The 721-nt window shown below is 46.9% G+C and carries 1 protein-coding gene; it reads left to right on the top strand.

What is annotated here, in order from left to right:
- Nucleotides 1-721: DUF1631 family protein (locus A3751_RS18675; protein WP_156492621.1), on the top strand; the 721-nt coding region annotated here is incomplete at both ends.

The following is a 721-nucleotide window of genomic DNA, read 5'->3' as shown; positions in this document are numbered from 1 at the left end:
GCTTCGGCCCTGGCTACTAAGGGCGAAAGCCATTCCTCTGAATGCTTGGTTGAGGTTTCAGAAGGAAGGGGAAGCAGAGCCTCAGTATATTCGGCTAGTCTGGATTGCCAGAGCTTATACCAAGTTTGTCTTTGTCAATCATCAGGGCTTGAAAGTCATCGAATTGGGTGCTTTCAAATTCGCTGGTTACCTGAAGGATGGCGCGATAGCGCCAGATCCAGATTTCTCCCAGCCTATCGTCAAGCAAGGTTTGGACGACATGGTCAAAGAGGTATATGAAAAACTCGCTTTTGATTCCTCTCACGATAAACAGAGTGGCTTGCCAAATGCGCGTGAGTTCCAGCGACTCGTGCGTTTAGCGATGAAAAAGGGTGAGCGGACTCAGCAGTGTTGTTTGTACTACATCCGCATGTTAAGCGGCGAGTTAGCGGAAGATCAAGAATCTAAGGTCGTCAGTCAACTCGTTGATCTCATCAATACAAAGGTAAGTGATGTGCGTGTTGCAGCGCGCCTAAATCGATATGACTTTGTGATGTTTTTCTCCAACAATTCGTCTCAACAAAACATTTCAGACACGACAGAGGCATTGAATGCCTTGTTGTCCGATATGCAGGTGCTCGGCGTTTCTGTATCTTTAATGCGCAGTGAAGTATGGGGGTATCTTGGTTTTAATAACGAGGCAGCACTCATTCGAAATGCGCAGCAAAGCTTAAGCCAGATG

The sequence above is a fragment of the Oleiphilus sp. HI0080 genome, assembly GCF_001635135.1.
This window is presented reverse-complemented; position numbering and strand designations above follow the sequence as displayed.